The 299-nt window shown below is 72.6% G+C and carries 1 pseudogene; it reads left to right on the top strand.

Annotated elements, in window-relative coordinates:
• Positions 1-299, top strand: a pseudogene (locus G6019_RS16645) (MBL fold metallo-hydrolase); the annotation flags it as partial.

Raw genomic sequence — 299 nt, 5'->3', positions numbered from 1 at the left:
TCCCCTGGATCACGTCCTCGAGGGGATGATCCTCGTGGATCTGCCGGGTCACACCGTCGGACATGCCGGGGTGCTGGTCCCGGGGGATCCCGGGGACCCGGGCGAGCTCGACGTCCTGCACGCCGGGGATGCGTTCTACCTCAGGGGGCAGATCGATCCCTCGGTCGGATACCCCAGGGCGATCGCGGTCGCGGAACGCACCCTGTCGCTGGTCCCCTCGGCCGTGGAGCTGACCCACGCGCGCCTCGCGGCGCTGGCCGGGCGTCGCGGCTCGGATCTGCGGGTGGTGTGCGCCCACG

This window comes from Dietzia sp. DQ12-76, assembly GCF_014145045.1.
Classification (GTDB): domain Bacteria; phylum Actinomycetota; class Actinomycetes; order Mycobacteriales; family Mycobacteriaceae; genus Dietzia.
Note: the sequence above shows the minus strand (reverse complement) of the source record. Positions and strands in the feature narration are given on the sequence as shown.